This window comes from Roseimarinus sediminis (assembly GCF_050433125.1).
Lineage (GTDB): Bacteria > Bacteroidota > Bacteroidia > Bacteroidales > Prolixibacteraceae > Roseimarinus > Roseimarinus sediminis.
In genome coordinates this window covers 412,797-437,397 of the sequence record NZ_JBNPXV010000001.1, presented here as the reverse complement: position 1 = coordinate 437,397, position 24,601 = coordinate 412,797, and the positions used below count along the sequence as shown (strand labels likewise).

Sequence of the window (24,601 nt, the reverse complement as noted above, 5' to 3'; positions counted from 1 at the left end):
AATGAAGAACAAGATATATAAAATTATTAGGGAGAAGAATTTTCTGTCGCTAAGCACTAGCCTAATTGCGGCTTCATTGGGTTTGATCAGTTTTATGATTCTTACACGAAGCCTCGAAAAAGCATTTTTTGGTAATTGGGTACTGTATGTAACAATCGCTACGTTTTTCGATATGCTTAGGTTTGGCCTTACCAGCAATGCATTGGTGCGTTTTGCTTCGGGTGGCAATATCGAAAAAAACAGGTCGTATATGGGCGCAAGCTACAAAATTGGCCTTTGGTTGGTTGGGGCCATGACTTTGTTTTGTTGGACAGGCTTGGTTATTGTTAATGCTTTTGAGTTCAATATAAACAATGGCTATTTGCTCTTCTTGCAATGGTATCCCATCTTGGCTTTGCTCAATTTATCTTGGAACAACTCGGTTTCGCTTTTTCAGGCCGAGCAACGTTTTAAACTCATCCTGTACATCAGGTTACTTAATATTGGCAGTTTCGTGGTTTTTCTTTTGGTGAACTACCTGTGGTTGCATTGGGGCTTATTCGAAATTGTTATTGCCAATCTCATTTCAAACCTTTTGCCAAGCTTATTGGTATTTATAAAACGATGGGATGGTTTTGCACAACTTAAAGAAGCAACGAAAGAAACAACACGCGAGATATTAAACTTTGGTCGTTACTCAATGGGTACCTTAATTGGAAGTAGCTTGTTGCGGAGTGCCGATACCATCATTATAGGTCTCAGTCCGATTCTAGGTTCAGTAGGCATTGCTCAATATGCAATACCACTGAAACTGACCGACCTTTTGGGCATACCTTTACGAAGCTTTTCGATAACTGCCTATCCTAAAATGTCGAAAAAAAGCCACGATGGAGATATTGAAGGGCTAAAAAAGATTTTTTATGGATACAGCAGTGTAGTTACGCTCCTTTTTATTCCTGTTGCAATACTTTGCTTTATATTGGCCGAACCCTTGGTGCTATTCCTAGGTGGTAGCGAATATAAAGAATCACTTCCCATGATAGCAATGGTATTCCGTATTTTTGCCATCTATTCAATTCTTTTGCCCATCGATCGGTTTACAGGCGTCGCGCTCGATAGTATCAATAAACCACGGTTTAATTTCAATAAGGTAATGATAATGGCAGGTGCAAATATTGTGGGCGATTTTATTGCCGTTTTTGTATTTCAATCTATCGAAGCTGTTGCCATCGTAACTGTTTTGTTCACTTTAATTGGCATTGTGTTAGGTTATTATTATTTGAGCCGCGAAATGACACTGAGCTTAAGGGGTTTAGTATCCGAAGGTTTAGTGTTTTTCAGAAACCTCAGAAATCACATTTAACTTATGGAAGGTTCATTCCAAAATACATATGGAAGTAGTTTGTTGAAAAAGCCCATATATATGCTGGTTTTATTATGTATATTAGGTTTGATTGCTTATATGGTTGCCAAAGGGGGATTAACTGCCGGGGTAGGGATAATCATGTTGCCTTTTGCCCTAACATATATATTCTCAATTTTTATGGTACCACGAGTTGGTTTAATTGGTACGTATGTTCTGAATTTTATCATATTAGGTTCAATGCGTTACATTAAAGGCTTGCCTTTAGGATTGGTTATCGATGCCCACTTTGTTCTTATATATTTATCACTTTTTTTTATCTCATTTTTCAGAAAAATTCCTTGGGAAAATGCGAAGAATGATGCTGTTTTGTTGGCTGTCATTTGGTTTGGGTATTCTCTTTTCCAGCTCATAAATCCCGAGGCAGTTAGTAGGGCTGCTTGGTTCTATGCTATGCGTGGTGTTTCACTTTATATGTTGTTTACTATACCAATCATTTCTATCATTTTTGATAAACGAACAGATTTAAGTTTACTTCTGAAGATATGGGCAGTGTTATCGGTTTTGGCAACCCTTAAAGGAATTCAACAAAAAATTATTGGTCCCGATCCTTGGGAACAAGCTTGGCTCGATGGTGGCGGAGAGTTAACCCATATCTTATTTGGTAAACTTCGTGTATTCTCCTTTTTTTCCGATGCTGGTCAATTTGGTGCAGCTCAAGGTCATGCAGGTGTAGTGTTTGGTATTCTTGCTCTGAATCAAAAAAAATCAATACGATTAAAAATCATTTTTGCAATTGTATCTTTTTTAGGCTTATATGGAATGATGATTTCGGGCACACGTGGTGCTATTGCTGTTCCTTTTATGGGCTTTGCACTGTATGTGTTGCTTCGTAAAAATATTAAAGTACTAATTATTGGTGCAATTATCGGAATAGCTGTTTTTGGTTTTTTCAAATTTACTACCATTGGAAGTGGCAACTATACCATAAACCGTATGCGTACGGCTTTCGACCCCAACGATGCCTCGTTGCAAGTACGTCTCGAAAACCAACGAAAACTTAAAGCGTACATGGCTACCCGCCCGTTTGGGGGAGGTATAGGTTCGGCTGGTAACTGGGGGCAGCGTTTTAGTCCAAACACATTTTTGGCCAATACCCCAACCGATAGCTGGTATGTTGCCATTTGGGCCGAACAAGGAATTGTAGGGCTTGCTCTTCACCTGTTTATCCTTTTTTATATTGTAATAAAATCTTCGTATATTATCATGTTTAAAATACGCGACGATTGGGTCAGGGCTCAAATGAGCGCTTTGGTTTGTGGTATGTTTGGGATCATGGTTGCATCGTATGGAAACGGTATTTTAGGCCAAATGCCAACCGGAATTTTAATTTATTCGAGCATCGGTTTTCTCTTTCTGGCCCGCAAATTCGACAACGAGGCAATCAAAGAAAAAGAGTTGGCGCAAGGTTTTGAAAAACAATTAAAAAGTTGAATTATGGAGAGTATGCCATTGGTTTCAATCGTAACAATCAATTACAATCAAAGCAAAATAACGCTCGAATTGCTCAATTCTTTGCGCAATATTACTTATCCAAATATCGAAATCATTGTAGTTGACAATGCCTCACCCAACGATAAGCCTGATATCCTAAAGACCGAACACCCCGATATTATGTTGATTAAGAGTGAAAAGAATATTGGTTTTGCAGGAGGCAATAATTTGGGAGTAAGGGTATCAAAGGGCGATTACCTGCTTTTTATCAACAACGATACTGAGGTGGAAAGGGGGTTTTTGGAACCAATGGTGAAACTGCTAGAAAACGATCGGACTATTGGAATGGTAAGCCCCAAAATCTTATTCTATCATAGACCCGATACCATTCAATATGCCGGGTACTATCCAATGAACCCTTACACAATGAGGCAAAATTTGGTTGGTTACCGTCAAAAAGACATTGGGCAATATAACGAAACAAAAGAAACTTATGCCATACATGGTGCTGCCATGATGGTGCCCCGAAGAGTAATAACCCAAGTTGGGATGATGACCGAAATCTACTTTCTTTATTATGAAGAACATGACTGGTGTGTGCGTATAAAAAGAGCAGGTTACAGCGTGTATTATCAGCCACAATCGGTTGTTTTTCATAAAGAATCAGTTTCGACTGGTAAAGAGAGCCCTTTGAAAATTTATTATATAGCCCGAAATAGGATTCTCTATTCAAGGAGAAACTCAAAAGGGCTTACCCGTGTAATCAATTTTATATATTTTAATCTGGTTTCTTTTCCTAAGTCGCTTGTGCAATATATTTTACAACGCCGTTTTGATCTTGTTGTGCCAATTTTTAAAGCGTTTACTTGGAATTTTTTCCATTATAAGAATATACATCACAACCCAAAATTAAGTAACTATGAAAACAAGGTATAATTTTATCGGATCGTTCGGTGGTGCTGAAATGTCTGTACATAACGTTTTAGAACGGAATACTGAAACCGGGTTTTATTTGGGGGCAGGATTTGAAATGGCGCAAATAAATGGATTAACATTGTTGCTTTGGGGGCGGGTTTTTCATGCCGATGTTCAAAATAAGACAAACTCTGATTCATTCTGGATACTAGAAAACTACTTAAACAAAGGGGCCGATTTTTTTAAGCAAATCGATGGCGATTATACCTTGATCGTTTCTTCCGATACTTCGTTTTTGGCTTATCGCGACAGGCATGGTGCCGGTCCACAATTTTTTTACAACGAACACTATTTTGCAAGTCACCTGTTTGCATTCAAATCGATTAATGCTTTTGACCCCCAACCCAACTTATCTGCTTTAGCTCAATTTCTGACAATGGGTTACATCCCATCACCGCAAACATCGCTTAAAGGCGTTAAGAAGCTTGGCGCTGGTTGTTATCTGAAAATTGAGAACGGGCATATACAAGAAGAAAACCTATGCAGCTTCGAGCAATTCAAAAGCAATTACAACACCCTTAAAATGTCGGAGCATGAAGCAATAGAAGAATACGAACGCTTGCACAAAGCATCGATTAAAGCACGGGTAGCTGGTAAGAAAAAAGTGGGCTTGCTCATGAGCGGCGGATACGATTCGGGTGGAAACATTAGTGCCTTGCGCGATTTTTATCAAGGCAATGTGGAAACCATGTCAATCGGGTTTAAAAACAATCCATGGTCCGAATTACCTTTGGCCAAACTGCTAGCCAAGCATTATGAAGCTGAGTATAAGGATTACGAAATTGACGGTTCTGAAATTATGGAACTGCCTAATATTATAGGCTTTATTGGCGATCCGTTTCAGGAAGGCGGGTTAATGGTGAATTATTTGGCCATGAAACTTATTGGCGATAGTAAACCCGACATCATTTTGGGCGGCGATGGCAACGATCAGCTACATGGAACTGCAGGTAAAGAGCTGGCATTGAATTACCGTTTAAAAAAGATGGGACTTGCACCTTTGCAAAACTTACTTTCGCATACTTTGGCGGCTAAGGCTTTCGACAAAGACAACATGTATTTTAGGATAAAATTTCATAACGACAAGATTTATAATATTCTAAAGAGCGATAATTTTGGGTTTTCACCCTCCGAAGCACAAATACTTCTGAATTTTAACTCGCGAATGGAGAAACCACCCTATTTAAACAGGCTTCCAAAAGGTGTAAAAAGCTTCGATGAATTCTTTATGGTTCACAATTACTTTGGCGACATCATGCAGGTAATCAATGAAGTGATTTTGTTTAAGGCTTCAAAAATGGCGGCTTTGCACAACAACCAGCTTACATTCCCCTACATGTCGACCGCGATGTACAATTTCCTGTCAACCGTTCCACGCGAACTAAAATTCAGGGGAAGCTTGGTTGATTTATCGAAAGGTCGTGGCGTTTCGAAATACCTGCATAAGTCGTACCTAAAACCCAAACTGCCCACTGAAATTACCAACCGAAAAAAGCAGGGCGGCTTTGCTCCCCTTCCAATATTTTTCCAATCAAACGAGAATAGAAAGCTGTTCCAATCGATCGTAGCGAAATCATCAATATGCAATGAACTGCTGAATGCTGATAAAGTAAGGGCTTTTTTGACCGGGTACGACCATTTGGCAGAACAACCTTCTTACTGGTTCTGGTATTCGCAGGTGAAAGCCTTCCAGTATTTCAACTTGCTAATGCTCACTGTTTGGTGGGAGATGATGTTTGAAGGAAAGGAAATTTCAAATCTGAACGAACTGTTATAACTTACGTATATGGAATGGATTATTGATTTAGTACACCTAGCCGAATATATTATATTTATATATTTTGCCTTTGCAGCAGTTTATGTTTTCATTTTTTCGTTTGCCGCCATTTTCCCGCCCAGGAAAACCAAAGTGAAAGCTAATGAAATGCGAAAGATGGCAGTGCTTATACCTGGCTACAAAGAAGATGCGGTAATTGTTGATGTGGCCAATGATGCACTCAATCAGAAATACCCAAAAGAGTTGTTTGATGTGGTTGTGATTGCCGATTCATTTCGACAAGAAACAATTGATGCATTAAAAGCCTTGTCGATTATCTTGGTTGAGGTTTCATTTGAAAAAAGCACCAAGTCGAAAGCATTGAACAAAGCCATGGAAACCATTGGCAACAACTTTGATGTTGCAGTGGTATTGGATGCCGATAATTTAATGATGAACGATTTTCTTTTAAAAATAAACCATGCTTTCAATTGTGGCTTTAAAGTGGTTCAAGGCCATAGAGTTGCCAAAAATCTCAATACCCATTTTGCCGTTCTCGATGCAATAAGCGAGGAAGTGAACAACCATATTTTTCGAAAGGGACATCGGAATTTAGGTCTGTCATCGGCCTTAATCGGATCGGGTATGGCTTTTGATTACCATCTGTTTAAAACCACCATGGCCAACGTAAATGCCATTGGTGGTTTTGACAAGGAGCTTGAATTGAAATTGCTGCGCGATAATATAAAAATAGAATTTTTGAACAATGCCTTGGTTCTCGATGAAAAAGTACAAAAACCTGACGTATTTGCGAACCAAAGAAAGAGATGGCTTTCGGCACAATTCATTTATTTCAGGCGGTACTTTTTTTCGGGGCTAAAACACTTAATTGTTAGGGGGAATGTCGATTTCTTCGATAAGGTTTTCCAAATGGTTTCACCTCCAAGGGTATTGTTGTTGGGACTAACCACCTTATTTGCCATGGTTTTTGGTTTCCTTGCATTGCTGCCTGGAGCACAAGATATTTTAGCACTTCAATTTACGACATGGTTGGCGCTGGCAATTCTAGTATATGTTTCGTTTGTGCTAGCAGTGCCAATTTCTTTTTATACCCAAAAGACTTTGATCGCTTTTTTTTCGTTGCCTAAAGCATTTATTTTGATGTTTTTATCGCTATTCAAATTGAAAGGTGCAAATAAAAAATTCATTCATACGGCACATGGGGTTGAAAAATAAATACTCAGGTGCTGATTTTCACAAAAAAGTAAGCAATGGTTTCGCTAAGCACAATGCGGGTGCCGATGCTGTTTTTCCACCATTTATCAATGTCGAAACCACGGTGTGGGGTTGAGATAATACCTACCCGAACCTGCTTGCAGTTGGCCTTGTCGAAAAGGAACCAACTTCGCCTTGCGTGGCAACCTATGGCCAAGACATCGATGGATTTGACATCTGGTCTGTTTGCAATTAACCATTGATTTAGGGTGTTGGCCGAATTGAACGTACGGTTGCGTTCAACAAATTGGGTTGGCAGTGCAATCACTTTTGTTGAGTCGAAGCCCAGTGCCAGAAAAGTGCCTCGTGACAAATCGGCCATGGTTTTAAAAGCTGAAACATGAAATCCTTCAGATATTTTGCTTCCAGTTGTTACAATTAGTTCGTAGTTTCCCTTATTGAAAATTTCAATGGCCCGTTCAATGGCATAATCAGGTACTTGACCATCGAGCACCAGAATTTGGCCATTAATTGGTTTGTTGGGGCTAAGGAAATAGGGAAGAATGCGACCCACAACAACCAGTAAAATAAACAACACCAGCAAAACAAGTAATCTTCCTGCCCAGGTAAGCCGCACACATTCGGTTCTTTTCGTAAGCATCAGGTTAATCAATTTGTTCCGGTTTCAGAAATTTTACATAAAAAACACTGCCTTTATCCACTTCCGACTCGACCCATATTTTACCGTTCAGAAGGTTCACATATTCCTTGGTAATGCTTAATCCGAGTCCGCTCCCTTCGAACTTGCGTGTTAAGTTTGACTCGCTGCCCTGAACAAATCGTTGAAATAGGTTCTCAACTTTTTCGGCATCAATACCAACACCCGTATCTTTTACGTAAGCGGTTAAATGACTGCTGCTTTGTTCTATGCCAAGTACAATTTCTCCTGTCGGGGTAAATTTTAGTGCATTTTTTATCAAGTTGGTAAATACCGATTCAAGCATTGTTCTGTCCGATGTTATGACTAGAGCATGTTCGGGCAACTTTGCATGCAATTTTATGCCTTTTGCTTTTGCTTCGGCCTGGAAAAAGTCGCTTAGTTCTTTGAGCAAGGTAACAATGCAGAATTGGTCTTTATTAATCTTCACCTGTTGTGCATCAATTTTAGAAATCTCGATAATGTTGTTAATGGTATTCAGCAAGCGCTGCCCGCTTTTGCTCATAATATCAATGTAGGCCTTTTTTGTTTCTTCCTCCAAATCAGGCTCTTGTAGTAACTCCATAAAACCCAGTATACCATTCATGGGTGTTCGTATTTCGTGGCTCATATTGGCAAGGAAAGCAGATTTGAGGCGGTCGCTCTCTTCGGCTTTTTCTTTGGCTGAAAGCAAATCTTTAACTAAGATCAAACGTTCCGACATTTTCCAAACACTGTCCATTAAAAGGGTTAATTGACGTATATCAGTGTCGTCGTAATTGGTAGATTTATTGCCAACACCAGCTACAGCAACAATTCTGTCATCGAAGATTACTGGGATTGTTAAGAATTTTTCAAGTTTAACATGACCTTCAGGGATCCCCTTTTTGATAGGGTTTTTGGCCTGATAATCATTGATCATTATTGGTTTTCTTTGTCGAACTGCCTCGTCCCAGCAACCGGTTTTGTCTAAATCGTAAACAGTTTGTGGGCTTGCAACTGCACATTCTTTCATTACCTCTTTCGACCAAGAATTCAAAATAAACTGCTTTTTCTCTTCGTTATAAAAATAGATGTATCCAATTTTACTTTTAGTTAAATCAACTGCTTGTTTTAAAGCAAAATCTAAAAGTTCTTGAACTGATTCTGTTTGGAATTGTGATACTCTTAATAAACTTTCAAGACGTTCGTTGTTGAATAAAATGTCCTGATTCTGAATTTTGATTCGATCCTCTCTTTCTTCGGCTTTTTCTTTGGCGATCAGTAACTCGTTATAGAGATTCCTTTGTTCGGTAACATCTTGATTAATAACTTGCACGTGTTTAGTTCTATTCCAGATTACTTCTTTGCGCCATACTTTTACATGCTTTATTTTTCCATTTTTCTGCCTTATGCTTATTTCGTAATCGGCAACTTCTTTTCCTTCCTTCCTTATTTCTTTTCTTTCCAAGTGTTCCTTGTAACTTTCTACGCTATACCGTTTTTGGGCCGGGGTTCTGGCATATTCATCAAACGAATTGAAATCGAATATATTGAGGAAAGCCTGGTTGGCATAAACGGTTTCTCCTTTAAGTGACACAATCCGGATGCCAAGTGGAGACTGATCGATAGAATGCCGGAAGTTTAGTTCGGCTTGCATCAATTTTGTAATATCTTCTTTTATGGCAAGGTAGTTTAGAATCTCACCTTTTTCATTGGTTATGGGCGATATTCTGGCCGATTCCCAATACAATTCTCCGTTTTTCTTTTTGTTGTGTAGCTCTCCTTTCCACTCTTTGCCCGAAGATATGGTTTCCCACAGCTCTTTATAAAATGCTTCCGACTGTTCGCCCGACTTGAGAATACTTGGGTTTTGGCCAATAGCTTCATTGGCTGTATAGCCAGTAACCTCGGTAAATTTTTGGTTCACATATTCGATATAACCTTTGGTGTCTGTGATGACTACACTGGCAGGGCTCTGCTCTACTGCTTGCGACAGCTTGCGGAGTTGTTCCTCGGCTTGCATTCTTTTAGTAATATTGCGAATATATCCGTGCCAAAGGATACTCCCATCGTCTTGCGCTTGAGGTGTTGATTCTCCTTCGACCCAAATGGTTTGGCCATTAGGATGGTTTACCCTGTAAGTATCGTACCATGCCTTAAGGCTTCGGGCCGATTCCTGAATGGTTTCTGTAACCCTTCTAATGTCTTCGGGGTGAAGCACTTTGAAAACGGAAGTTGCATCGTGAAGCACCTGTTCAGGTGTAACTCCATAAATATCCATTATTCCATCGCTTGCATACGGAAAATGAGAGCTGCCATCTGGTCGGAGGCGATATTGATAAAGTACACCAGGTACGTGTTTGGCAAGCAGATCTCTTTGGTTAATGGTTTCCTGAAGTGCTATTTCAGTCTGCTTGCGTATGGTGATGTCGGTGTGGGTGCCAACTATTCTTAAAGCTTTTCCTTTATCATTAAAGATGGCTTCTGCTCGCGACAGTATATCTACCCAATGCCCGTTTTTGTGTTTCATTTTGATTTCCATCTCAAAACGGTCAACCTGCTTGGCGATAAGTTTCTGTTGAAGATCCCATGATCTCTTAACATCTTCTGGGGAGGTAGTGGTTTCCCAAACCGAAAAATCGTTCGGAAGCTCATGATCCTCATATCCGAGCATTTTCTTCCAACTCGGAGAGTAATAAATTTCGTTGGTTATCAGGTTCCAGTCAAACAATCCATCGTTTGAAGCACGCATTGCAAGTTGAAATCGTTCTTCGCTTTTGATTAGGGATTCTTCTATGAGTTTGCGTTTGGTAACATCCTGAATAAATCCGTGCCAAATTATGCTACCATCCTCTAGTTTTTGTGGTGTAGAGTTCCCTTCTACCCATATTGTTTTACCAGTAGGTTGAATAACACGGTACATGTCGTGCCAAGGTGTAAGGGTCTGGGCAGAATGGTTGATTGATGTGCTAACCCGTAGTAAATCATCGGAATGGATAGCTTTAAAAGCTTCGGCAGCATCCTGTTCTACTACTTCGGGTTTTACTCCATAGATGTTGGAAATTCCATGGCTAGCGTAGGGGAAATGGAATGAACCATCGGCACGGAGCCGGAACTGGTAGATAACGCCAGGCAAATGCAGTCCAATAAGTTCGAATTTTTTCAGCAGTTCCTTTTCTTTTTCTTCCGCTTGTTTGCGTTCAGTAATGAATCTGGCTTGTTTTACATTCTGATATGCCGTGTTTGAAAATAAATTGGCAAGGGTATATAGGGTTTTTGCGACCTGCTCAAACTGTTGGCGCGACATGGAAGGTAGTTCTCGAAATGCCGCTACTGCATCATCTTCATCGGCACCAATAAGTGCAGCATATTCTCGTATCTTTTCTTCGCTTTGCTCTTCGTCGCGTACCTGTCCTATCATCCAGCTTGCGATATGTTGATTGCCCACATGAATGGCAGCTCCGGCATCCCATAGTCCGCCGCTCAAACAAGGTCGTACAGTAGGGCCTTCGGAGTTTGGCTGCCCAAGAGCAGCATCCGATTTGAAACAATTGGCACACCCGATTTCGGTTTTGCGGATTATCTTACTGCATAAGCGGGAGAAATTGGAAGGTTTTGTGATTGGAGTTCCGTCGGGATGAGTAATGATCGAAGCCACATTTGTTGCTAAGGAAAATTCATCCTGTAACCGTTGGATGTCATATATGTTGAACAATTCATCAAAACCAATTCCGTCTGAATTATCCATTGGTTGGGTAAGGGCTAAAATACGTTTTTCTAAAGCCTCTTTTAGTTGCTTGTTTTCGGTGATATCAATGATCGTAGTAATGAAATGAAGTGGGTTGCCATTTTCGTCGCATTGGAGTGAAACATTTACATCGGCCCAAATATAGGTTCCGTTTTTACAGATATATCTTTTTTCGAACTTGGCCGAATCTGTTTTTCCATTTAGCAGGGGATTCAGAAAAGCTTGAATAACAAGAACCTCATCTTCAGGGGTTAAATCCTGCCACTTTTTGTTCCGCAATTCCTCTCGTGAATAGCCCAACATATCACAAAATGCTTGGTTTGCATACATTTCGCCCGTGGGCAAGGTTATTGATTTTCCAACATTTGCTGATTCAAATACCGATTCAAATTTGTTTTTGCACTCACTGATTTGCTTGTTCATTTCAACCTGTGCTGCTTTCTGTATGGACAAGTCACTAATAAGCAGGGTCATATCAAGCAGGAAGTCCATGTCAGTTTTGACTTTCTCCTCCGATACTACAGGCACTTTTTTGAGGGCTGCTAAATATTTTTCTTCGTCGAAACCATATTTCTCAGCCTGTTTTTTAAAAAAGGAAACATCGGGTTCTTCAAAAAAGAATTGCCCAGAAAAAAGATTGGCAACATGTTCTCCGTCGATGATAATAGGAACCGCAACATCGATCAAGCCGTTTAAGCATTTGTAAAAATGGAACTTTTTACCTTGGCCCATTTTATTGGCCAATTCAGTGTCGCTGATGACACACTTTCTCGATATTTCAGGATTGATGCGATGAAATTCTGTGCACATTTGCCTCCATCCCGACTTGAACAGCACGTTGCCCTCGAGGTCAAGAATTGCAGTAACAAATCCTGTTGTTTTGTTGAACCCTTCGAGTAAGGCATCCAGTTTTTCAATGTCGATTAGCTGACTGATGTTGTTTTTCATTCTCTCCCCTTATGATTGTGTAAATTGCGAACCCGATAAATTTAAAAAAAACTAATAGAGACTAGGTTAAAAACAGGGCGCATTTTTAGGGCATAATTAATCACGCCAAAATTATATTTTATAGATCAGCTTATCAAAGTGAACAAGGTAATTTCGCCCTTGCAATTGAACCGGATTGGTATGCCCGAAGTGCCGCAACCTGCACTAGTATAGCCGATGAGCCCGTTTAGTTTCCAAAATCCCTTGGTGAGGTTCTTCCCTGTGTATAGGTGTTTGAAAACGGGTTTTCCGCCAGGTAAACATATTTGTCCGGCATGGGTGTGCCCACATAAATACAAGCTGTAATAGTTATCAGCTGCTATATCGAACATTTCGGGCGAGTGCACCATCGCAATTTTAAAACCATCGGGCGATTGCTCCATGGCATGTATGGCATTGTCGGTGTAGTAATAATGTACATCGTCGATGCCGGTCAACACAATCTCATCGATGTCTTTTCTGATTTTAACCGATTCGTTGATCAGCATGACAATGTCCATCTTTTCAAAAACCTCAACCATCGATTGCGAATCGTGGTTGCCTAAAGTGGCATAAATTCCATAAGGGGCTTTAATAATTTCAATCAATTTTTTAAGCGGCGTTATTAACCCCGATATTTTGCCATGAGTGCAAAAACGAAAGTCGCCGGTAATTAGACAAATGTCGTATTCAACTTTTGAAATTTGTTCAATCAGAGGATCAAGCATAAGTGGATTGCCATCGATGTGTAAATCGGTAAGGTGCAAAATTCTGAACTTGTGGAAACTTGCCGGTAAACTCTCGAATGCAATTGAATGATGAACACAGTTGATGTTTATGGCATTTTGAATTCCCTTTTTATGTAAGCCTGTAACACGCAACAGCCAAACAAATAGGCCCAATACCTTTTCGAAACTGGCCCAATAGCGAATTCCACTCGAACCGTTGCGCCTGTTCTTTTTTTGGCTGCTTTCCATGGCTAACCTCGCAGCTGCCCATATAACTCGTTCTTGCTTCATGGCAATTACATTTTGAACTAACAATTTCCGATTTTTCTAACTGAATCATAGCATTTCAATGTAGAAAAAACAGATTTTAAATGCTGTTTGATTGGATATGTTTTGTAAATTAAGGAAAAAATAGGAGTATGCGTATTGGGATTGAAGGCCAGCGACTTTTTCGTAAAAAGAAACACGGAATGGACATGGTTGCACTTGAACTGATCAAGAACTTGCAACTTATTGATAGAGAAAATGAGTACGTTATATTTGTGAAACCCGACGAAGATAGAGGGTGCATTCCACCTGCGCCCAATTTCAAAATAGTTGAGCTGGGCGGCGGGCCTTACCCCACTTGGGAACAGTTTGCCTTACCCTGTGCGGCAAAACGCGAAGGGTGCCAGCTTTTACACTGTACCAGCAATACCGGCCCCGTTTTTTCAGCAGTACCTTTGGTAACTATTTTGCACGATATTATTTACATGGAAAGCATCATGCTTCTCAAAAAAGGTGGCACATGGTACCAAAAACTGGGCAATGTTTACCGGCGTTTCGTTGTACCTCCTGTTATTCGAAAAAGTTTACGCGTTAGCACGGTATCCAATTTCGAAAAACAGCGCATTGCCGATTTTTTCAAACTCGATAATCGAAAATTAGTACCCGTTTACAATGGTGTTGGCGAGCACTTTAAGAAAATTATCGATATCGTAGTACTTCAAAAAACGAAGGAAAAGTACCATTTACCCGAACGTTTCATATTCTTTTTGGGCAATACCGACCCCAAGAAAAACACGCCCAATGTGCTTAAAGCTTTTGCCGAATTCAATGCAACGAGCACTGAAAAATACAAGTTGGTCATGCTCGACTACGAAGAATCGGCCTTACAAGCCATTTTAACTGAAATTGGTCATCCCGAAATGCGTCCCGACATTCACCTTACCGGCTATGTGGTGAATACCGATTTGCCTGCCATCATTTCGCAATCAACCATTTTTCTATACCCTTCGTTGCGCGAAAGTTTTGGAATTCCAATACTAGAGGGCATGGCCTGCGGCGTGCCTGTTATCACTTCAAACACCTCGTCGATGCCAGAAGTGGCAGGCAACGCAGCCTTGCTCGTCAATCCTCAAAATAGCAACGATATCAAAGCTGCAATCGAAGAAATTCTAAACGATAGCGCATTAAGGAGTCAGCTAATTGAAAAAGGACTGGAGCGTGCTAGTCAGTTTTCATGGAAAAAAATGGCCGAAAACTATTTGGCTATTTATAACGAAGTTGTTGCTGAACTTGAAAAACCGAAAAAACAATGAAGGGAAAAGACATTGTTATTATAGGCATTCAGCCTTGGGATATCGAAATTGGAAGCAATTGTAAGAACATTGCTACCGAAATGGCCAAGCACAACCGTGTTTTGTATGTAAATTCACCCCTCGACCGGATTTCGAGATGGAAAGAGCGGCATACCGATAAAATCAAAAAACGGCTTCGGGTTAAAAAGGGTAATGACCCAGACTTGGTTAAGCTGGATGACAACCTTTGGAACCTCTATCCTAAAAGCATAATTGAATCGATCAACTGGATGAAAATCAAGTCGGTGTTCGATTTTATTAACCGTAGCAATTCAAAGAAATTTGCCTCCGATATTCAATCGGCTATTCAACGATTGGGTTTTAAGGATGTTATCCTGTTTAATGATAGCTCTATGTTCCTCGGTTTGCACCTTAAAGAATTGCTCAAACCAAGTGTTTCGGTTTATTACATGCGCGACTTTTTGACTAAAAACCCCTATTGGCGAAAACATGGCGTGCGCATTGAGCCACAGCTAATCGCCTTGTCTGATTTAGTGGTAAACAATTCAACCTTGTATGCCGAATATGGCGCTCAATTTAACCCACATTCGTACATGGTGGGACAAGGTTGCGATACTACCTTGTTCAACAATGAATTACGGCAAATTGAAGTTTCTGCCGACCTTCAATCTATACCAAAACCCATAATTGGGTATGTTGGGTTTTTATCCTCACGACGTTTGAGCATCGAAATTATTGAATACATGGCATTACAACGGCCAAACTGGAGCATTGTGTTGGTTGGCCCCGAAGATGAGCAATTTAAAAGTTCATTACTGCACCAATTGCCAAATGTGTATTTTTTGGGAAGCCGCGATTCATCGGAGTTGCCCAATTACATTGAAGGATTCGATGTGGCCATGAACCCGCAACTGATCAACGATGCCACTATTGGTAACTATCCGCGCAAAATTGATGAATACCTTGCCATGGGGAAACCCATACTGGCATCGGCCACAAAAGCCATGGAATACTTTAAAGACTATACCTATTTAGGTAAAAGCAAAGAAGATTATGTTGTTTTGGCCGAGAAAGCTTTGGCCGAAAATAATTTAACCAAAGAAAAGCAACGTAGGGCTTTTGGAGTCAGCCATAGTTGGGAAAATAATTTGAATGAGATATATAAGTATATCAAAATAGTTGCAAGCGAGAAGGGAATAACCGTTTAAAACAAATAGCATGGGAATTAAGCAAAAACTTAAATCGAACCAGAAGATCAAAGCATTGGTTCTTTGGAGCATCTCTCCAAAACGCAACCCGCGTCCTCGCTTATGGGTGCGTTGGTTGGTGAACCCGTTTTTTCACAAAAGGGGCAAAGGTTCTACCATCAGGCGCAGGTCGCGTGTGGATGTTTTTCCATGGAACCGCTTTGAAATCGGGGCATTGACCACCATCGAAGATTTTTGCACCATCAACAACGGTTCGGGCCACATCATACTAGGAGACCGGGTACGGGTGGGTATTGGTTCGGTTATTATAGGTCCGGTAACAATGGGAAATGGCTCAGGCTTGGGGCAGCATGTTTTCGTTTCGGGCTTCAATCATGGATATGCCGATGGTAGAAAGAACTCGAGTCAGCAAGCACTCGACATTCGTCCCACGGTTATCGAAGATGAAGCCCATGTTGGTGCCAACTCGGTGGTACTGGCTGGTGTAACCATTGGCAAACGTTGCCAGGTTGGAGCAGGTAGCGTGGTAACCAAAGACATCCCGCCTTTTTCGGTTGCAGTAGGAAACCCGGCGAAAGTGATCAAACAGTTCAACCACAAAACCCAGAAATGGGAGAGAGTTTAAAACAATAGATAGTAAATGGGTATGACAATTTCATCAAAAAAAGACACATCGATCGAGACCTTGCGGGGCTTGGCAATTATACTGGTTGTGATGGGACATGTTATTGGTTCAGCTGCCGATGGGGGCATGAAAGTGGCCGACGATTCGTTTCTCCGCCATTTGTATTATTCGTTTCAGTACTTACGAATGCCTCTTTTTACGGTTATTTCAGGCTGGGTTTATGCTTTGTGGCCAGCACAAAACGGGCAAATCATCGATTTTAATATCAAGAAAATCAGGAGGCTTTTATTTCCGCTATTTTTGGTTGGTGGAATATATTACACCATGCAGTCGGTTATTCCGGGAACCAATTTTTCGTACGAATTAAAAGACATTTGGAGGATACTTGTGTTTCCATATACCTTTTATTGGTACTTGCAATCGCTCTTTATTGTATTTGTGCTCATTTCCTTTGTCGATGCCTATGGTTTGATCAATAAATTCAGTGGATTTCTGGTCTTCTTTTTCGTGACCTTATTCTTTCTGCTCATTCGGGATATGGTTATTCCACAAGAGTTCCCCAATTATTTTGGTTTTAAAGGTGCCATTTATTTATTCCCATTTTTTGTTATTGGTATTGGCATTAAGCGATTTAAGCAACAATTAAGCAATAAGGTATTTGTTTGGCTTTGTGCTGTAATACTTATAGCTGGTTTAGTAGTTCAACAACTCATTTGGTATCAAGTAATTAATTACAATCTTTCATCAAGCGGAGGTCTGGGTTTAATAATCGGTGTTACAGGTGTTGTTGTTTGTTTACGCATCAATTTCTCGGTAAAATGGCTGGTTTGGATGGGGAGCTATGCCTACACCATCTACCTGTTCCATTCGTTCGGAACCTCGGGCGGGCGTATAATCTTGCACAAATTGGGGCTTACCTATACACCCGTTGTTTTCTTTATATCATTGGCTCTGGGCTTGTTCCTGCCAATAATACTCGAAGAAATATTCAAGAGGTTTGGTATTACCCGTTTGCTTTTTTTAGGGAGAAGTTTTAAGCAGAAGAAATAATAAATGCAGAAAATATGACAACAATTGAAATTTTATTCTGGATATTCCTGTTTGTGATTTTCTATTCCTATTTGGGATATGGGATTTTGCTGTACCTGATCATCAAATTCAGGCGCATTACAGGCTTGCACAAACCGTTTACCGGTAACAAGGACTATGAGCCGGAAGTCACGCTGTTTGTAACTGCTTATAATGAAAAAGATTACCTGCATCAGAAGGTTCAAAATTCTTTTAGTTTGAAATACCCAAAAGAAAAAGTGCGGCATGTTTGGGTTACCGATGGATCGGACGATGGAACACCTGAACTGTTGAAAAGTTACGACGGCATTGATGTTTATCACCAACCCGAACGCCGAGGCAAAATTGCTGCCATGAACCGTGGTGTGCAGTTTGTAAAAACCCCCATCATCATTTTTTCCGATGGGAATACCGATTTAGGCGAAGATTCGATCCTCGAAATTGTAAAGCTTTTCAGAAACCCCAAAGTGGGCTGTGTGTCGGGCGAAAAGCGCATTCATAAAAAAGAGGCCGATGCCGCTGCCGGTGCAGGCGAAGGTTTGTACTGGAAATACGAATCGACCTTGAAAAAGTGGGATGCCGAACTTTACTCGGTAGTTGGTGCCGCAGGCGAACTGTTTGCCATACGCACCGAACTTTGGCAAGAGGTTGAAAAAGATACCCTGCTCGACGATTTTATTATTTCCTTGCGTGTAGCCATGAAGGGGTTCACTATTCAATACAATCCAAATGCCTACGCCATTGAAACAGCTTCGGCCAATGTTAAAGAAGAATTGAAACGTAAAATCCGCATTTCCGCGGGCGGCATCCAATCGGTTGTGAGGCTTCGTTCATTACTCAATATATTCAAATATGGTACTTTATCGTTCCAGTACATATCTCACCGTGTTCTGAGGTGGACACTTACACCACTTTTGCTTTTGCTGATTATACCGCTCAACGCAATATTGGCTGTTAATCAGGGTTTGTTTACGTTGAATATTTATCCGCTATTACTTGCCGGCCAAGCCTTGTTTTATGCGGCCGCACTTACCGGTTGGTTTCTCGAAAACCGCAGAATAAAGGTGAAGGTGCTTTTTGTCCCGTATTACTTTTTTATCATGAACTTATCTGTTTATTTAGGGTTTAACAGATATTTAAAAGGCAAACAGTCGGTTAAATGGGAGCGGGCAAAAAGGGGATAAAATGGCTTCGGTTTAAATTGGAGGGTTATAATGTTGGTGAAGGCTTTTCTATTCATATTTGGGGTTTTAGTGGTTTTGATTCAATTAAAAGGGGAAGTAAGGTCATTTACAATTAATCAAAACTCGCCTGTTTTTGTTACACCCAATTATTTTACTCCTTCGCCTAAAGGAGGCGATACCATCTTTATTGAAAGTGGCAGAACGGAAAGTGTTCTATTTTCAGAGCTTGAAGGCAATGAACTTTTACCGATTACAATCATCAACAAAGGAGGCATTGTTAATATTAATTCAACGAATAATCAGAGTGCCATTGAATTTCGAAGTTGCAAGCACATAAAATTTATAGGCAGTGGCACTACCGAAAGTGTTTATGGCTTTAAGCTATCAGCTATCAATAGTGGAATATCGGTAAACCGTCAATCATCAAACATCGAAATTGGACACGTTGAGATCGACCATCAGGGTTTTTTTGGTATTGTAGTAAAAGATGATTATTACGGCAAGCCCCCCGAACCCATTCCGGTTTTCGAGAAACTAGCCATACACAATTGTTTGATCAAAAATGTAACCGAAAGCATGTATCTTGGTGAAACAAGAACACCCGGTATGGAGTTCAGGCATGTGCGTGTATATAATAACATCATGTACAACAATGGGCGAGAGGGTATTCAAATAGCAAATATGGTCGATGATGTTGAGGTTTACAATAACTTGATTCTGAATTCGGGATTGACAATGGAGGGCGGTCAGGGTAACAACATACAAATTGGCGATAATACCATAGGGAATTTCTACAACAACATTGTGATGAATGCTCACGAGAATGGTTTTATCGAATTTGGTTCGGGCGATATCAACATCTACAACAATTACATTGCCAACAACCGAGGATTGTTTATCGACAACAGGAAAGTGACAGATGCCTTGGCCGAGATTGTTGTAAACAATAACTATTTTAGCAATATTACCCGCGAAAATGTGGTGGTGAATTACAATGAGTTAAATCCCATGCGAATAGAGGATAATTACTGGGAGGGTATTGGCGATTTTTACCACGACATATCGCCCAGAAATCCCAACATCGTAGTACAAAATAATGCAATAGTGCAGATTGAGCCATTGCTTATTGTCGATCCGGAAAATGGTGATTTCAATTTGGCAATTCAGAACCCCGATCAATACAAAGTATTGGGGCCTCAAACAGGGCTGGGACACAAGTTTAATTATACGCCCAGTATTGGGTTGGTTGATGACATAGTTATTGAAAGCGGTGCCGATACTATTTTGCTTTTTACTGCCGAAACATTCGACAACGATTCGGTTAAGATCATGCTCTCTACACTACCTCAGTTTACTCAAATTATTAATAATGAGAATGGAAAGTTTGAGTTACACTTGGCACCAAAGGCTGAGCACGAAGGGATATATCCGATCATATTAACGGCGAGTGATTATTCGCACCATGCAAAAGCACGCAAACAATTTAATATTGCAGTAAGGAGCAAAGACAACAGCCCTCCAATACTGACTTTCTCTAACATCGTTGAGGTGGTGGTTAATAAGCGGCAGCAATTCCCAATTTCATACTCCGATGCCGATGGGGACAGGCTTACAATTACAGCAGAAAACTTCCCTCCATTTGTTAAATTGCTCAGCAACGATATGCAAGAATATATGATAGAACTTTATCCCCACTTTGCTGATGAGGGGGTGTACAATCAATTGCAAATTATTGCAACCGATGGGTTTAATGAGCCTAAAGTTGTCGAGTTTACAGTAATTGTTGAAACATTTAAATTGAGTAAGGGCGATGTAGTTTACAGGGTGAATTGCGGTGGTCCTTCTATTGATGATGAACCAACAGAGTGGGAAGGTAATTACAACAATCCGTTGTATTATGAATTGTCGAAAAATCACAGTACAGGTAGTCATAGCTGGAATGGTAAAAATACAAGCTCGGCCCCTTCATGTATTTTTGGGCCATGGAATTATACTTTAAACAACGAAGCTATGCATTGGATTTTTCCTTGTCAAAATGGAATGTATACCGTAAATCTTTTCTTTGCGGAAAACGAAAAGGATTTTTTAGATACAAAGGAGTCGGTTTTTTCAATTGAGATCAATGGTGATATCGAGGCGGAGAACTTTTCAATTTACAAATATGCCGGGTTTAATGCGTTAAAGAAGACTTTTTTTGTTACATCTATCCAAAGTCAACTTGAAATTCGTTTATTACCCTTGCAGAATCAGGTAAAACTAAATGGTATTGAAATTAAATTTGGCTATTTGCCGGGCAAAGAGTTCAATCTTCCCGAAAATACTACGTACCATCTTTTCCCTAATCCGGTAAACGATTGGTTTTATGTTTTCTCGTTAAGTGATACTTTAATTGGGGGTTATGACTTTAAAATTTATAATACAAATGGGCAAAAGCTTGATGATTTTCCCATTTTTGCAGATAATCCCCACTTTCTAAAGGTAAACATCGATCGAAACAAAATAAAAAATGGTACATATCTTCTTCACATGTCAGGCCACGATGGCATTAGTAAAGTATTTAAACTGATTATTCGCTAATTGCCAGTAATGGAATGTCGAAAGAGAATGTACTTCCTTTTCCTTCGTCACTTTTAACATTTAATGTGCCCCCGTTTTTTTCGACAAAATCCTTGCACAGTATCAGTCCCAAGCCACTTCCGGCTTCGTTGTTGGTGCCATACGTCTTCAAAGGATTAGAATTATTGAACAAACGTTTTAAGTTGTCTTCCGAAATCCCAACTCCTGAATCGATAACAGCCACTTCAACCATGTTTTCGTGCGCTTCTTTTGCCATTATTTGAATTGTTCCACCATTGGGTGTAAATTTAATGGCATTCGAAAGCAAATTGCGTAAAACAGTATTGATCATTTGGTTATCGGCGAAAACATTAATGTTATCGTTAATATGTAACAAAAGCTCTATGTTCTTATTGTTTAAGTTTAATTCTTGCAGTCGAGCAACGCTTTCGGCCATATCTTTTAACGAAAATACTTCAGGTACTACTGGCAGGTTGCCACTTTGTGATTTTGCCCAACCCAAAAGGTTTTCGAGCAATGAATAGGCTTCGTCGGTGGTTTTAGCCAACTGTCCGAGTATTTCATAAAAAAAATCGTCACCAAATTCTATAACCCCGCTTTTCATCATATCGATAGTGAATTTTATCGATGAAAGCGGAGAACGCAGGTCGTGCCCAATAATTGAGAAAAGGCGGTCTTTAAAAATGTTGGATGCCTGAAGTTCATTGGCTTGAGTCGCAATTTTGCGTTTGCTGTTAAGTAAGTCGAGATGTGTTTTAATACGAACCAGTAATTCTTTTTGCTTAAATGGTTTGGTAATGTAATCGACTCCGCCTAGATTAAAGCCCTCTACAATATCGTTGGTTTCGACCTTTGCTGTAAGGAAAATTACAGGGATTTCTTTTGTCTCGGGGTTTTCTTTCAGTTTTTTACATACCTCGTAGCCGTCCATTTCGGGCATCATAATGTCGAGCAATACCAAATCGGGTTTTAACTGCGAAATTAATTTAAGTGCAGTTAAACCATTAATAGCCATTGCTACTTTGTATTTCTCATTGTGCAGTATATTCCCTACAACCTGAAGGTTACGTTTATTGTCGTCAACAACTAAGATTGTTGGAACAAAGACGTCTTCGCTATTTTCCATATGTCTGAAATTTTAACTTGCTGTCAATTTTATTTTTGGGTTTTTAACAGCTTGTCGAAATAATCAATTGTTTTTATCAAACCTTCTTTTAGAGGTACTTTAGGTTCCCAGCCGTTCAGTTTTTCCCTTGCGAGCGAAATATCGGGTTGTCGCTGAGTTGGGTCGTCAGCCGGTAAGGGTAGGTAAACAATTTTCGATTTAGTGCCTGTAAGGTCGATAATGTTTTGTGCCAGTTCGAGCATGGTAAACTCGCCGGGATTACCTATGTTTACAGGGCCATGAAAATCGGCGGGAGAGTTCATCATGCGCACCATTCCTTCAACCAAATCGCTTACGTATTGAAAACTGCGGGTTTGTGTTCCATCGCCAAAAATAGTTATGTCCTTGCCTTGCAATGCTTGTACTATAAAGTTTGATACCACACGCCCATCGTTGGGCTCCATTTTTGGTCCGTAAGTATTGAAAATGCGTATTATTTTGATATTCACATTGTTTTGCTCGTGATAGTTTACAAACAACGATTCGGCACAACGTTTTCCCTCGTCGTAACACGAACGGATTCCTATTGGGTTAACATGGCCCCAGTAATCTTCGGTTTGTGGATGAATTTCGGGGTCGCCATATACTTCGCTGGTCGAAGCCTGAAGTATTTTTGCTTTGATGCGTTTGGCCAATCCAAGCATATTGATTGCCCCCATCACCGATGTTTTGATGGTTTTGATGGGGTTATATTGATAATGTACAGGAGAAGCAGGGCAAGCCAGATTGTATATTTCATCAACTTCAATAAAGTAGGGCATGGTTACATCGTGCCTTACTAATTCAAAATATGGGTTGTTTAACAGGTGTACAATCTTGCTTTTTTTTCCGGTGAAGTAATTGTCGAGACAAATCACTTCGTGTCCATCGTTCAAAAGTCTTTCGCAGAGGTGAGAGCCTACAAACCCGGCTCCACCTGTTACTAGTATCCTTTTCATACTGTTTGGTTTTTAATTGTCTTACGGCCAATGCTGTAATAGTTATACCCCAATTCTTGCATTTCTTCCATGTCGTAAATATTACGTCCATCGAAAATGGTTTTTTCTTTGAGCAGTTTACCCAATACCCTGAAATTTGGTATCCTGAATTCTGCCCATTCGGTTACCACAACCAGCGCATCGGCATCGATGCAGGTATCGTATTCGTCTTTTGAAAAACTGATCTTTTTGCCTAAAATACGCTCGGCTTCGTGCATCGAAACAGGGTCGTAAGCCACTACTTCGGCACCAGCTTTAATCAATTCATCAATAATAACCAGTGATGGTGCTTCGCGCATGTCGTCGGTTTTAGGTTTGAACGACAAGCCCCAAATGGCAAAGCGTTTTCCGGAGAGATTATTTCCAAAATGCTTTTTAATTTTAGTCACGAGAACAGATTTCTGACGATAGTTCACTGCTTCAACTGCTTGTAGTATCTCAAGCGGATGTCCATATTCGTTTGCCGTTCTTACCAAAGCCTGAACATCTTTTGGGAAGCACGAACCTCCGTAACCTGTGCCTGGGTATATAAATTTGTTGCCTATTCGTGCATCGGAACCAATTCCCTTGCGCACATGGTCAACATTGGCGCCTACCAGCTCACAAAGGTTGGCAATATCGTTCATAAAACTGATTTTGGTGGCCAACATTGAGTTAGCTGCATATTTGGTCATTTCCGACGAGGTGATGTCCATGAACAATATTGGGTGGCCATTGAGTAGGAAGGGTTTATAAAGCTTACGGATTACTTTTTCGGCATGTTCTGATTCAACGCCAACTACAATACGGTCGGGTTTAAGGAAGTCGTCAACAGCATTTCCTTCTTTTAGAAATTCGGGGTTCGAGGCTACATCAAATTCAATATCAACGCCGCGCTCTGCCAATTTTTTTACAATTTCGGCCTTCACCTTCATCGATGTACCTACCGGAACGGTGCTTTTGGTAATTACAACCAAATATTGCTCCATGTGTTCGCCAATTTCGCGTGCAACACCCAAAACGTATTTAAGGTCGGCACTGCCATCTTCGTCGGGAGGAGTGCCAACAGCAATGAAAACCGCTTCGGCTTCGGCAATGCTTTCTTTCAGGTTGGTCGAAAAAGTCAGGCGCTCTTTTTCGACATTACGTTTGATTATTTCCTCTAAGCCAGGCTCGTAAATGGGCACAATGCCCTTTTTTAAACCTTCGATTTTCGACTCATCGATATCGACACACACTACATTCACACCTGTTTCGGCAAAACATGTGCCTGAAACTAAACCTACATAACCGGTTCCGATAACTGCAATTTTCATATTGAATATGTTTTAGGTT

17 protein-coding genes are annotated in these 24,601 nt (G+C 40.3%); 11 read left to right on the top strand and 6 right to left on the bottom strand.

Going from position 1 to position 24,601, the window contains the following annotated elements:
• Window position 1: 1 nt before the first annotated feature.
• The 5 genes from FHS86_RS01755 to FHS86_RS01735 all read left to right on the top strand — a co-directional run bounded on the left by FHS86_RS01755 (window position 2) and on the right by FHS86_RS01735 (window position 6,803).
• Window positions 2-1,342, top strand: a complete 1,341-nt coding sequence (locus FHS86_RS01755) for an oligosaccharide flippase family protein (protein WP_429410489.1) — start codon at window positions 2-4, stop codon at window positions 1,340-1,342.
• A gap of 3 nt (window positions 1,343-1,345) precedes the next feature.
• Window positions 1,346-2,836: an O-antigen ligase family protein gene (locus tag FHS86_RS01750; protein ID WP_429410487.1), complete on the top strand. Its 1,491-nt coding sequence runs from the start codon at window positions 1,346-1,348 to the stop codon at window positions 2,834-2,836.
• Between the two features lie 3 nt (window positions 2,837-2,839).
• Complete coding sequence (locus tag FHS86_RS01745) at window positions 2,840-3,772, top strand: glycosyltransferase family 2 protein (protein WP_429410485.1); 933 nt, start codon at window positions 2,840-2,842, stop codon at window positions 3,770-3,772.
• Complete coding sequence (locus FHS86_RS01740; protein ID WP_429410483.1) at window positions 3,756-5,588, top strand: asparagine synthase-related protein; 1,833 nt, start codon at window positions 3,756-3,758, stop codon at window positions 5,586-5,588. The genes FHS86_RS01745 and FHS86_RS01740 overlap by 17 nt, the downstream gene beginning before the upstream one ends.
• 147 nt (window positions 5,589-5,735) lie before the next feature.
• Window positions 5,736-6,803, top strand: a complete 1,068-nt coding sequence (locus tag FHS86_RS01735) for a glycosyltransferase family 2 protein (RefSeq protein WP_429410481.1) — start codon at window positions 5,736-5,738, stop codon at window positions 6,801-6,803.
• A gap of 4 nt (window positions 6,804-6,807) precedes the next feature.
• Here FHS86_RS01735 and FHS86_RS01730 read toward each other — a convergent pair whose 3' ends face one another.
• The 3 genes from FHS86_RS01730 to FHS86_RS01720 all read right to left on the bottom strand — a co-directional run bounded on the left by FHS86_RS01730 (window position 6,808) and on the right by FHS86_RS01720 (window position 13,194).
• Window positions 6,808-7,443, bottom strand: a complete 636-nt coding sequence (locus tag FHS86_RS01730; RefSeq protein WP_429410479.1) for a hypothetical protein — start codon at window positions 7,441-7,443, stop codon at window positions 6,808-6,810.
• Window positions 7,444-7,447: 4 nt separating this feature from the next.
• Window positions 7,448-12,157, bottom strand: coding sequence for a PocR ligand-binding domain-containing protein (locus FHS86_RS01725; RefSeq protein WP_429410477.1), 4,710 nt, complete (start codon window positions 12,155-12,157; stop codon window positions 7,448-7,450).
• Window positions 12,158-12,282: 125 nt separating this feature from the next.
• Window positions 12,283-13,194: a metallophosphoesterase gene (locus tag FHS86_RS01720; protein WP_429410475.1), complete on the bottom strand. Its 912-nt coding sequence runs from the start codon at window positions 13,192-13,194 to the stop codon at window positions 12,283-12,285.
• A gap of 128 nt (window positions 13,195-13,322) precedes the next feature.
• Between FHS86_RS01720 and FHS86_RS01715 the strand changes: the two genes are divergently transcribed.
• Genes FHS86_RS01715 through FHS86_RS01690 form a run of 6 tightly spaced genes read left to right on the top strand, consistent with a single transcriptional unit; the run spans window position 13,323 to window position 21,145 of the window.
• Complete coding sequence (locus tag FHS86_RS01715) at window positions 13,323-14,483, top strand: glycosyltransferase family 4 protein (protein ID WP_429410473.1); 1,161 nt, start codon at window positions 13,323-13,325, stop codon at window positions 14,481-14,483.
• Window positions 14,480-15,691: a glycosyltransferase gene (locus FHS86_RS01710; RefSeq protein WP_429410471.1), complete on the top strand. Its 1,212-nt coding sequence runs from the start codon at window positions 14,480-14,482 to the stop codon at window positions 15,689-15,691. Before FHS86_RS01715 ends, FHS86_RS01710 begins: the two co-directional genes overlap by 4 nt.
• A 10-nt stretch (window positions 15,692-15,701) precedes the next feature.
• Window positions 15,702-16,316 carry an acyltransferase gene (locus tag FHS86_RS01705; RefSeq protein WP_429410470.1) on the top strand — a complete coding sequence of 205 codons (615 nt, stop codon included), beginning with the start codon at window positions 15,702-15,704 and terminating at the stop codon, window positions 16,314-16,316.
• A gap of 21 nt (window positions 16,317-16,337) precedes the next feature.
• A complete protein-coding gene (locus FHS86_RS01700) occupies window positions 16,338-17,366 on the top strand; it encodes an acyltransferase family protein (protein WP_429410468.1) in 1,029 nt (342 codons plus the stop codon).
• 14 nt (window positions 17,367-17,380) lie between these two features.
• Complete coding sequence (locus FHS86_RS01695) at window positions 17,381-18,568, top strand: glycosyltransferase family 2 protein (RefSeq protein ID WP_429410466.1); 1,188 nt, start codon at window positions 17,381-17,383, stop codon at window positions 18,566-18,568.
• Between the two features lie 30 nt (window positions 18,569-18,598).
• The gene (locus FHS86_RS01690; protein WP_429410464.1) at window positions 18,599-21,145 is read left to right on the top strand and encodes a malectin domain-containing carbohydrate-binding protein; all 2,547 of its coding nucleotides are present in this window, start codon (window positions 18,599-18,601) and stop codon (window positions 21,143-21,145) included.
• Here the strand turns inward: FHS86_RS01690 and FHS86_RS01685 are convergent.
• The 3 genes from FHS86_RS01685 to FHS86_RS01675 are packed head-to-tail and all read right to left on the bottom strand — an operon-like array spanning window position 21,135 to window position 24,582.
• Complete coding sequence (locus FHS86_RS01685) at window positions 21,135-22,271, bottom strand: hybrid sensor histidine kinase/response regulator (protein WP_429410462.1); 1,137 nt, start codon at window positions 22,269-22,271, stop codon at window positions 21,135-21,137. The two genes, FHS86_RS01690 and FHS86_RS01685, sit on opposite strands and share 11 nt — an antisense overlap.
• Before the next feature lie 29 nt (window positions 22,272-22,300).
• Complete coding sequence (locus FHS86_RS01680) at window positions 22,301-23,248, bottom strand: UDP-glucuronic acid decarboxylase family protein (RefSeq protein WP_429410460.1); 948 nt, start codon at window positions 23,246-23,248, stop codon at window positions 22,301-22,303.
• A complete protein-coding gene (locus FHS86_RS01675) occupies window positions 23,245-24,582 on the bottom strand; it encodes a UDP-glucose dehydrogenase family protein (protein WP_429410458.1) in 1,338 nt (445 codons plus the stop codon). Before FHS86_RS01675 ends, FHS86_RS01680 begins: the two co-directional genes overlap by 4 nt.
• Between the last annotated feature and the right edge of the window lie 19 nt (window positions 24,583-24,601).

Bases quoted from the DNA above. Each gene is read 5' to 3' on its own strand.
- FHS86_RS01745 (WP_429410485.1), top strand. From the start codon at position 2,840: ATGGAGAGTATGCCATTGGTTTCAATCGTAACAATCAATTACAATCAA.
- FHS86_RS01695 (WP_429410466.1), top strand. From the start codon at position 17,381: ATGACAACAATTGAAATTTTATTCTGGATATTCCTGTTTGTGATTTTC.
- FHS86_RS01690 (WP_429410464.1), top strand. From the start codon at position 18,599: ATGTTGGTGAAGGCTTTTCTATTCATATTTGGGGTTTTAGTGGTTTTG.
- FHS86_RS01735 (WP_429410481.1), top strand. From the start codon at position 5,736: ATGCGAAAGATGGCAGTGCTTATACCTGGCTACAAAGAAGATGCGGTA.
- FHS86_RS01710 (WP_429410471.1), top strand. From the start codon at position 14,480: ATGAAGGGAAAAGACATTGTTATTATAGGCATTCAGCCTTGGGATATC.
- FHS86_RS01730 (WP_429410479.1), bottom strand. From the start codon at position 7,443: ATGCTTACGAAAAGAACCGAATGTGTGCGGCTTACCTGGGCAGGAAGA.
- FHS86_RS01675 (WP_429410458.1), bottom strand. From the start codon at position 24,582: ATGAAAATTGCAGTTATCGGAACCGGTTATGTAGGTTTAGTTTCAGGC.
- FHS86_RS01680 (WP_429410460.1), bottom strand. From the start codon at position 23,248: ATGAAAAGGATACTAGTAACAGGTGGAGCCGGGTTTGTAGGCTCTCAC.
- FHS86_RS01755 (WP_429410489.1), top strand. From the start codon at position 2: ATGAAGAACAAGATATATAAAATTATTAGGGAGAAGAATTTTCTGTCG.
- FHS86_RS01720 (WP_429410475.1), bottom strand. From the start codon at position 13,194: ATGAAGCAAGAACGAGTTATATGGGCAGCTGCGAGGTTAGCCATGGAA.
- FHS86_RS01685 (WP_429410462.1), bottom strand. From the start codon at position 22,271: ATGGAAAATAGCGAAGACGTCTTTGTTCCAACAATCTTAGTTGTTGAC.
- FHS86_RS01750 (WP_429410487.1), top strand. From the start codon at position 1,346: ATGGAAGGTTCATTCCAAAATACATATGGAAGTAGTTTGTTGAAAAAG.
- FHS86_RS01725 (WP_429410477.1), bottom strand. From the start codon at position 12,157: ATGAAAAACAACATCAGTCAGCTAATCGACATTGAAAAACTGGATGCC.
- FHS86_RS01715 (WP_429410473.1), top strand. From the start codon at position 13,323: ATGCGTATTGGGATTGAAGGCCAGCGACTTTTTCGTAAAAAGAAACAC.
- FHS86_RS01705 (WP_429410470.1), top strand. From the start codon at position 15,702: ATGGGAATTAAGCAAAAACTTAAATCGAACCAGAAGATCAAAGCATTG.
- FHS86_RS01740 (WP_429410483.1), top strand. From the start codon at position 3,756: ATGAAAACAAGGTATAATTTTATCGGATCGTTCGGTGGTGCTGAAATG.
- FHS86_RS01700 (WP_429410468.1), top strand. From the start codon at position 16,338: ATGACAATTTCATCAAAAAAAGACACATCGATCGAGACCTTGCGGGGC.